The sequence below is a fragment of the Umezawaea sp. genome (assembly GCF_057122925.1).
The window spans coordinates 26,130-34,880 of record NZ_DBNGPQ010000063.1; the positions used below are offsets into that span (position 1 = coordinate 26,130).

Annotated in this window: 9 protein-coding genes; 4 read left to right on the forward strand and 5 right to left on the reverse strand. The window is 71.2% G+C overall.

What is annotated here, in order from left to right:
* Positions 1 to 86 precede the first annotated feature (86 nt).
* Together AC156L_RS14455 and AC156L_RS14460 are read left to right on the forward strand one after the other, a co-directional pair.
* The gene (locus AC156L_RS14455; RefSeq protein WP_330877010.1) at positions 87 to 1,649 is read left to right on the forward strand and encodes a sensor histidine kinase; all 1,563 of its coding nucleotides are present in this window, start codon (positions 87 to 89) and stop codon (positions 1,647 to 1,649) included.
* The gene (locus tag AC156L_RS14460; protein WP_330877011.1) at positions 1,646 to 2,320 is read left to right on the forward strand and encodes a response regulator; all 675 of its coding nucleotides are present in this window, start codon (positions 1,646 to 1,648) and stop codon (positions 2,318 to 2,320) included. The genes AC156L_RS14455 and AC156L_RS14460 overlap by 4 nt, the downstream gene beginning before the upstream one ends.
* On the opposite strand, the gene arfB is transcribed toward AC156L_RS14460, so the two are convergent.
* The 5 genes from arfB to AC156L_RS14485 form a co-directional block, all read right to left on the reverse strand.
* Positions 2,317 to 2,745, reverse strand: a complete 429-nt coding sequence (gene arfB, locus AC156L_RS14465) for an alternative ribosome rescue aminoacyl-tRNA hydrolase ArfB (protein ID WP_330877012.1) — start codon at positions 2,743 to 2,745, stop codon at positions 2,317 to 2,319. The genes AC156L_RS14460 and arfB overlap by 4 nt on opposite strands.
* Positions 2,746 to 2,837: 92 nt before the next feature.
* A complete protein-coding gene (gene purM / locus AC156L_RS14470) occupies positions 2,838 to 3,932 on the reverse strand; it encodes a phosphoribosylformylglycinamidine cyclo-ligase (RefSeq protein ID WP_330877013.1) in 1,095 nt (364 codons plus the stop codon).
* An 11-nt stretch (positions 3,933 to 3,943) separates the two neighbouring features.
* Entirely contained in the window at positions 3,944 to 5,482 is a 1,539-nt protein-coding gene (purF, locus tag AC156L_RS14475) for an amidophosphoribosyltransferase (protein ID WP_330877014.1), read from the reverse strand.
* Between the two features lie 102 nt (positions 5,483 to 5,584).
* Positions 5,585 to 5,896, reverse strand: a complete 312-nt coding sequence (locus AC156L_RS14480) for a hypothetical protein (protein ID WP_330877015.1) — start codon at positions 5,894 to 5,896, stop codon at positions 5,585 to 5,587.
* On the reverse strand, positions 5,893 to 6,627 hold the full coding sequence (locus AC156L_RS14485) for a maleylpyruvate isomerase N-terminal domain-containing protein (protein ID WP_330877016.1): 735 nt from the start codon (positions 6,625 to 6,627) through the stop codon (positions 5,893 to 5,895). The genes AC156L_RS14480 and AC156L_RS14485 overlap by 4 nt, the downstream gene beginning before the upstream one ends.
* Positions 6,628 to 6,730: 103 nt before the next feature.
* Here AC156L_RS14485 and AC156L_RS14490 point away from each other — a divergent pair, with 103 nt between their 5' ends.
* Together AC156L_RS14490 and AC156L_RS14495 are read left to right on the forward strand one after the other, a co-directional pair.
* Positions 6,731 to 7,042: a type VII secretion target gene (locus tag AC156L_RS14490; protein ID WP_330877017.1), complete on the forward strand. Its 312-nt coding sequence runs from the start codon at positions 6,731 to 6,733 to the stop codon at positions 7,040 to 7,042.
* The coding region (locus AC156L_RS14495; RefSeq protein WP_484406917.1) for an alpha/beta hydrolase at positions 7,039 to 8,751 on the forward strand (1,713 nt) is incomplete at its 3' end. The genes AC156L_RS14490 and AC156L_RS14495, both read left to right, overlap by 4 nt.

The following is an 8,751-nucleotide window of genomic DNA, read 5'->3' on the forward strand; positions in this document are numbered from 1 at the left end:
AGCGGTTCTTTTGGTCTTTGTGGTCCCGCGCACCGCCGCCGGGGAAGTCCTACTGTCACTCCCACGCGATCAGGCGGGAGGCGTGGATGGGCGGTCGGGGTTCGCTGGCCAGACAGCTGCTCGCCTGGCAACTGGTAGTCGTCCTCGCGCTGCTCTGCGCGGTGGGCGCGCTGTCGGTCGTCCAGGCGGGTGCGAATTTCGCCACCACCGAGGGACGCCGGATGCTCTCCGTGGCCGAGGACGTGGCCGCGACGGCGGGTGTGCGGGTGGCGCTGGAGGACCCGCTCCGGCACTACGCGCTGGCACCGTTCGCGGAGAGCGGCCGGAGCCTGTCCGGCGCGTCCTACGTGGTCATCACCGACGCCGCGCGCCGGGTGCTGACCTCGCCCGACCCCGCGCAGCTGGGGCAAGCCCTCGACGTCGGGTCCAGCACCGCCCTGTCCGGGCGGTCGTGGGTCGGGTCGCTCGGCGGCGCGATCGTGGCCCAGGTGCCGGTGATCAGCGACCGGGGGGCGGTGATCGGCCTGGTCGCGGCCGGGCAGGAGTCGCCGGGGTTCTTCGAGGGCGTGCTGGACTCCCCCGGTGACGCGCTGCTGCTGCTCGGGGTGGCGCTGGCGATCGGGGTGGTCGGGTCGGTGCTGCTGACCCGGCGGGTGAAGAAGCAGACGCTCGGGCTGGAGCCGCGGGAGATCACGTCGCTGGTGGAGCACCGGGAAGCGCTGCTGCACGGCATCAAGGAGGGCGTGGTCGGGCTCGACCCGCAGCACCGGATCACGCTGGCCAACGACCACGCGCGGTCGTCGCTGGACCTGCCCGCCGACTGCGTCGGCCGCGAGGTCGGCGAGCTGGACCTGGACTCGCGGCTGCTGGACGTGCTGACCGGGAGGTCCTCGGGGGCGGACCAGGTCGTGCTGCGCGCCGGGTCCGTGCTGACGCTGAACCGGATGCCGATCGCCGTGCACGGGGTGGAGGTCGGGTCCGTGGTGACGCTGCGGGACCGGACCGAACTGCTGGTGCTCCAGAACGAGCTGGACGCCAACCGGCACGCCACCGACACGCTGCGGGCGCAGGCCCACGAGTTCAGCAACCGGCTGCACACGATCTCCGGGCTGATCGAACTCGGCGAGTACGACGAGGTGCGCGGGTTCGTCCACCGGATCAGCTCCGCGCAGGGGCAGTGGCAGGTGGAGGTCGGGTCGCGGATCGCCGACCCGGCAGTGGCGGCCCTGCTGATCGCCAAGGCGAGCCTGGCCGCCGAGCGCGGGGTGGGGTTGAGGATGGAACCGGACAGCCGCCTCGGCGAGGTGGACGAGGTGCTGTCGACGGACCTGGTCACCGTCCTGGGGAACCTGGTGGACAACGCGCTGGACGCGCTGGCCGGGGCCCGCGGGTGGATCTCCGTCCACGTCGCCGAGGACGGGGGCACGGTGGTGGTGCGGGTGCGGGACTCCGGGCCGGGGGTGGCGCCGGAGATCGCCGAAGAGGTGTTCAAGAACGGGTTCACGACCAAGGCCGCCGAGCAGGGCCAGCGCGGCTTGGGACTGGCGCTGACCAGGCAGACGTGCCTGCGGCGGGGTGGGAGCGTGCGGGTGCACAACGACGACGGCGCCGTCTTCACGGCGCGGCTGCCCAGGGAGGTGGCGTTGTGATCCGGGTGCTCGTCGTCGACGACGACTTCATGGTGGCGAAGGTGCACAGCGGGTACGTGTCCCGGACGCCGGGGTTCGAGGTGGTGGGCGTCGCGCACACCGGCGCCGACGCGTTGCGCCTGGTCCAGACGTTGCGGCCGGACCTGGTGCTGCTCGACATCTACCTGCCCGACGTCGACGGGCTCGGGGTGCTGCGCGAACTGCGGGCCAGGGGCGACGAGGCCGTCGACGTCATCGTGATCACCGCGGCGACGGACGTGGACACCGTGCGCAGCGCCATGCGGGGCGGGGTGCTGCACTACCTGATCAAGCCGTTCGAGTTCGCGGCCCTGCGGGACCAGTTGGCGCACTTCGCCGCCCTGCACCGGAAGCTGGACCAGCTCGGGTCCGCGGGCCAGGCCGACGTGGACCAGGTGTTCGGCGCCCGGCCGACCTCCGCGCCCGTGCTGCCGAAGGGGTTGACGGCGCAGACGGCCAACCTGGTGGAACGGGCCCTGCGCTCGCGGCTGGACGGGTTGTCGGCCAGCGAGTGCGCCGAGCTGACGGAGCTGGCGCGGGTCAGCGCGCGGCGGTACCTGGAGCACTTCGTGACGACCGGGCGGGCCGAGGTGCGGTTGCGGTACGGCGGCACCGGCAGGCCCGAACGGCAGTACGTGTGGCTGGGGCGCTAGTCGTCGAACCCGCCGCTGCGCCCGCGCTTGGTGACGCCGCGGCGCTTCTTCTGGGCGATCCGCCGCTCCTTCGAGCCCCGGCTCGGCTTCGTCGGGCGGCGCACCGGGGGCGGGGCCGCCGCCGCGTCCCTCAGCAGGTTCGCCATCCGGGCCCGTGCCGCCTGGCGGTTCTGGAGCTGGGCGCGGTGCTCGCTGGCCGCGACCGTGAGGACACCGTCCACCAGGCGGCCCGCCAGGCGCTCGACCATGCGGGCGCGCAGCCACTCCGGCACCGACGGGGAGGACGCCAGGTCGAAGCTGAGCTCGACCCTGCTGTCCGCGGTGTTGACGCCCTGGCCGCCGGGGCCCGAGGACCGGGAGAACCGTTCGCGGAGTTCGGCCGCCGGTAGCACCAGCGTCCGCGTCACGGTCAAGTCCTCAGCCACCCGGCAACCCTAGAACCCACGACCCGGTGTCGTCACGATCTTTACCGGCCTCCCCGGCCGCCGTCGTCGACGAGCGGCCGGAGAGGGCGGACTCAGAACCTGGGGTGGTCGCCGGCCAGCGTGGCGCGGGGGGCGTCCGCGCCGTCGGCCTTGTTGACCTCGCCGAGCACCCACGCGGGCACGTGGCGGGCGGTGAGGACGGCCAGTGCGCGGTCGACGTCCTCGGGGGAGACGACCGCCATCATGCCGACGCCCATGTTGAACGTCTTCTCCATCTCCTCGCGCTCGACCCGGCCGCGCTGGGCGATCAGGGCGAACACGGGGTCCGGCGTCCAGGTGCCGCGGTCCAGGTCGGCGCGGACGCCCTCCGGGAGCACGCGGGCCAGGTTCGCGGTCAGACCGCCACCGGTGATGTGCGCGTACGTGCGCACGTCCGCTTCCGCGGCGAGCGCGAGGCAGTGCTTGGCGTAGATGCGGGTCGGTTCCAGCATCTCCTCGCCGAGGGTGCGGCCGAACTCCTCCACGTGGCCCTCCAGGGGCATCCTGGCGATCTCCAGGAGCACGTGGCGGGCCAGCGAGTACCCGTTCGAGTGCAGGCCGGACGAGCCCATGCCGATGACGACGTCGCCGGGCTTGACCCGGTCCGGACCGAGCATCTTCGACGCCTCGACGACACCGACGCCGGTGCCCGAGATGTCGTAGTCGCCGTCGCCCATGAGGCCGGGGTGCTCGGCGGTCTCGCCGCCGAGCAGCGCGCAACCGGCCAGGACGCAGCCCTCGGCGATGCCCTTGACCAGCGCGGCGATCTTGTCCGGCACGACCTTGCCGACGGCGATGTAGTCCTGCATGAACAGCGGCTCGGCACCGCAGACGACCAGGTCGTCCACGACCATCGCGACCAGGTCCTGGCCGATGGTGTCGTGCTTGTCCATGGCCTGCGCGACGGCGATCTTCGTGCCGACGCCGTCCGTGGAGGCCGCGAGCACCGGCTCCTTCCAGCGGTCGAGCTTGAGCTGGAACAGACCCGCGAACCCGCCGATGCCGCCCAACACCTCGGGCCGGTGCGCCTTCGCCGCCCAGGGCTTGAGCTTCTCCACCGCCTCGTCTCCCGCGGCGATGCTCACTCCGGCCGAGGCGTAGGTCGCCTTGGCGTTGTCGGTCTCGGCACTCACGTCAACGTGCTCCATCGTGGGGGGATTCAGGGCCTTTGCAGGGCGTCTTCGGCACCGTACCCGGTCGGCAGGACCGGGGCGGCCGAGCCCGCTACTCCCTTGATGCCCTCAAGCAGGTGCTTGCCCATCAGGGCGTCCGCGGGCAGCGGGATCGGGTAGTCGCCGTCGAAGCACGCGCTGCACAGCCGCGTCTTCGGCTGCTCGGTCGCCGCGATCAGCTGCTCCAGCGACACGTAGCCGAGCGAGTCCGCGCCGACCGAGCGGCGGATGCCGTCCAGGTCGAGCCCGTTCGCGACCAGCTCCGCGCGCGAGGCGAAGTCGATGCCGTAGAAGCACGGCCACTTGACCGGCGGCGACGCGATCCGCACGTGCACCTCCAGCGCACCGGCCTCGCGCAGCATCCGCACCAGCGCGCGCTGGGTGTTGCCGCGCACGATCGAGTCGTCCACGACGACGAGCCGCTTGCCGCGGATCACGTCGCGCAGCGGGTTCAGCTTCAGCCGGATGCCGAGCTGGCGGATCGTCTGCGACGGCTGGATGAAGGTCCGCCCGACGTAGGCGTTCTTCACCAGGCCCGACCCGTACGGGATGCCCGACGCCTGCGCGTAGCCGATGGCGGCGGGCGTGCCCGACTCCGGCACCGGGATGACCAGGTCGGCCTCGGTCGGGTGCTCGACGGCCAGCCTGCGCCCGATCTCCACGCGGGTGGCGTGCACGCCGCGCCCGGAGATCGTCGTGTCCGGCCGCGCCAGGTACACGTACTCGAAGACGCAGCCCTTGGGCTCCGGCGTCGCGAACCGCGTGGACCGCAGTCCGTTCTCGTCGATCGCGATCAGCTCGCCCGGCTCGACCTCGCGCACGAACGACGCGCCGACGATGTCCAGCGCCGCCGTCTCGCTTGCGGCGACCCAGCCGCGTTCGAGGCGACCCAGCACCAGCGGCCGCACACCGTGCGGGTCGCGGGCCGCGTACAGGGTGTTCTCGTCGGAGAACGTCAGGCAGAACGCGCCCTTCAGCGTCGGCAGCAGCTCAAGGGCGGCCTGCTCGATGCCGATGTCGGCGGCGGTCGCGGCCAGCAGCCCGCAGACCAGGTCGGAGTCCGTCGTCGCGCCGTTGCGCGACACGATGCCCAGCTTCTGCGCCCGTTCCAGCAGCTCGGCGGTGTTCACCAGGTTGCCGTTGTGGCCCAGCGAGAGCCCGCTGCCCGCGGCCGTCGTGCGGAACGTCGGCTGCGCGTTCTCCCACGTCGTCGACCCGGTCGTCGAGTACCGGCAGTGCCCGACGGCCACGTGGCCCTTCAGCGACTGGAGCACCTGCTCGTCGAACACCTGGCTGACCAGCCCGAGGTCCTTGAAGACCACGACCTGGCTGCCGTCGCCCACCGAGATCCCGGCGGCCTCCTGGCCGCGGTGCTGGAGGGCGTACAGGCCGTAGTAGGTGAGCTTGGCGACGTCCTCGCCAGGGGCCCACACACCGAACACACCGCACTCTTCGCGCGGGTCCGAATCGAGTGTGTCTTCGAATGGGGTGGTTGTGCGGCCGGCGTCTGACTGGTCGGTGACCACCGAGTGCTCCCTAGCGACGATGTCGGTCGGCACCACGAGTGTACGGCGAACATGGGGTGAACCCACCCCATCCAACCGCCGCTGACGTGATGAAACGCACGCTCAAGGTCGCCTGCACGGCCCAACGGAGGTCCTGGTGTTGCCACCGTCCAGGTTGTCGTCGTCGGTCTGCTTGACCTGGCAGACCACCACTTCACCGGGTTTGACGTCGGCCGGGAGCTGGTCGGGCTCGGCACTGCCCGCAGAGATCAACTGCAGTCCTGTGGGCTTGTCCCCCTCGACGTCGAGGAAGACCATCGGCCCGCTGGAGATCTCGCGCACCTCCCGTACCTTGAACCGCACCTCCCCGCTCCACTCGCTGGCACAGCCCGACAGCAGCAGCACGACGGGGAGCAGCAGGAACAGCTTCCTCATCGGTCCATCCTCACCGCGCGCAGGACGGCTTCGTCACCCACGGACTTGAGCGGCAGGCGGCCCCACAGCCCGTAGTGGATCAGCTGTGCTTCACCGTCGACCTCGACGTCGGCGACCTCACCGGGGGCGGCCGCACGCACCTCGGGCACTTCACCGGGGGTCAGCCGGACGTGCCAGGACTCCGGCACGTCGGTGCAGCGCACGACCACCGTGCCGGTCACCTGGAGCGGGACGTCGGTCGTGTACTTCGCGGCGAGCAACGTGCCGAGCGCTTCGTCGATTCCGTCGGCCGCGAAGTCCGCGTCTCCGGTCACCAGTTGGCGCAACGCGGCCTGGGCGTCCCACCGGCGCAGGTCGAGTTCGTGGGCGATCCGCCGGTGCCAGACCCACGCCAGGTCGGGGGCCGCAGGAGAGAACGTCCAGGTGGGTCGGTTGCCGGGCACCAGCGGCAGCACCTCGGCGGCGTCGGCCAACTGGGCGTCCAGGTACTCGATCGGCGACGCTCCGACCGGCGGGGGCGGGGGCTTGAGCTGGACGGTGCTGCCGGTGCGGAGGTATTCGAGGGAGGTCTCCAGGAACCTGGCGACGTGGACCGCCAGTTCGGCGAAGTTCCAGCCCGGACAACTGGGGACGTTCGCGGCCGGGTCGGCTTCCGCGACCGCCTCGCGGAACATCGTCGACTGTTCGAGGAAGACCTCGGTCCACCGCTGCGTGGTCCATCCTGCTGGCACGTGCTGCCTCCTGGTTCGATCGTTCTTGGTCATCGTGCCGGAACCGGTCGCGGTTCGGGTGCGTCGCAGTGCAAGCGGTCGGTGTCACGAAGGGTGGGAAATCGTGTTCGGTGTGCAACCGGAGGCGTTGCGGAACGCTTCCAAGGGCTTCCACGAAGGAGCGGACGCCACCGCGGACGGCGCCGAACTCATCTCCATGCTCAGCCTTGACGCGGGGGCGCTCGGCGAGGTTCCGGCGGCGGCGGAGTTCGCGGACGCGCTGGCGAAGTTCACCAGCCAGCAGTCCGACGACCTGCGGCGCGGCTCGGCCTGGTACCGCGACGCGGGCGAGGGGCTCACCCAGAACGCCGACACCTACGAACGCACGGACGACGACTCGCACCAGAGCTTCCGCAAGATCGGTGGAGCGCAGTGAACGATCCAGAGGTCCTCTACGGCCAACTCGCATCGGGCGATGCCGGGCGGATCGCCGCTGCCGGCGACCCGATCAGCGGTGCCATCAGCGCGGTCGGCCGAGCACGTGATTCGGTGAGTTCCGGCGGCTCCACGGCCAAGTCGGGCTGGACCGGCCAGGCATCGGAGAAGTTCGGTGCCCGTGCCGAGCTGTCCACGAAGTCCGCGACCGTGGCGACCGAACGCCTCGGCGTCGGCGTCGACGTCGTGCAGGCCGCGTCACGGGCCTACTCGCAGATGCGTGGCAGCGCGGACCAGGTCATCGCCGTGTGGCGGAGCCGCTCACCGCTGATGGACGCCCAGCAGACCCTGGAGCTGGCCGAACGGGTCAACACGTCGCTGACCACCGTGAAGAGCGGCTACGAGCAGGTCCTCCGCTCGTACGCGTCGGCGTTGTCGCAGGTCAAGCCCGGTTTTGAGGAAACGGCCAAGGCCGACGCCGGGTGGGCGAGGACCGTCGCGGCGATGCGCACGTCGGCCACCGTGCCCGGCCCCGGCACGGACCCCAAGCAGGTCGCGGCGTGGTGGAAGTCGCTGACCAAGGAGCAGCAGGACGAACTGCTGCGGACGAAGTTCCAGGAACTCGGCCAGTTGCGCGGACTCCCGTCCGGTGTCCTCGACCAGGCCAACCGCGCCCGGATCAACGATGACGTCCAGCGCTTCGGCGCGGAGCGCGACCGGCTGGACACCGCGATGGCGCAGCGGGCCGCCGAGCTGGGCATCGACCCCACCACCTCGGACGGCCAGACCAAGCTGCTCAACGACCCGCGGTACGCGTCGCTCATGGAAGACCGCCAGGTGGCGGCCACCAAGGCCGAGAACGCCGCGGGCGCGCAGCAGAGCCTGAAAGAGGCAGAGCGTTTCGCCGGCGAGAAGAAGTGGCCCAACAGCGACGTTCGAGTTCTCGCCTACGACCCGTACGGCCCTCGCGGCGACGGTGGGATGGCCATCGCCTACGGCGACCCCGACACGGCCAAGAACCTCGCTGTCTGCGTCCCGGGCACCGGATCGACGGTGGACAGCTTCTCCGTCGAACAGGCGGCCAACCTGCGTGGGCAGATGGGTCCCGACGGCAACGCCACCATCCAGTGGCTCGGCTACGACGCTCCCGGTTGGACGCCGGGCGAGGTCGGCAGCCCCGAACTGGCCAAGGAGGGCGGCCAGAACCTGGTCGCCGACGTCAACGGCTACCGGGCAGCCGCTGAGGCGGCGGGCAACAACCAGCACCTGACGGTGATCGGCCACTCCTACGGCAGCACCACGGTCGGCTACGCGGGCATGAACGGGCTGGCCGCCGACGACATCGCGTTCGTCGGGTCGCCCGGTGTCGGCGCGTCGAACGTCGACCAGCTCTCGGTCGGCGCGGGTCACGTCTACGCGGGGGCCACGGAGCACGATCCCGTCGTGCAGGGCACCAGTTCCGACTGGTTCACCGCCGACGGGTCGTCCACCGGTCCGTACGACAAGGACTTCGGGGCGACGGTCTTCGGCACGCCGGAACCCGCCCACCTGGTCGACGCGCACTCGCAGTACTACGCCGAGGGCAGCGAGTCCGTCTCCAACCTGGCCAAGATCGCGACCGGCGACGGTGGGTCGGTGACGTCGCAGAAGTGGTACGACAGCCCGGTCGGCCCGTCGCTGCCCGGTTCGAACCTGCCCGGTGTGGGGCCG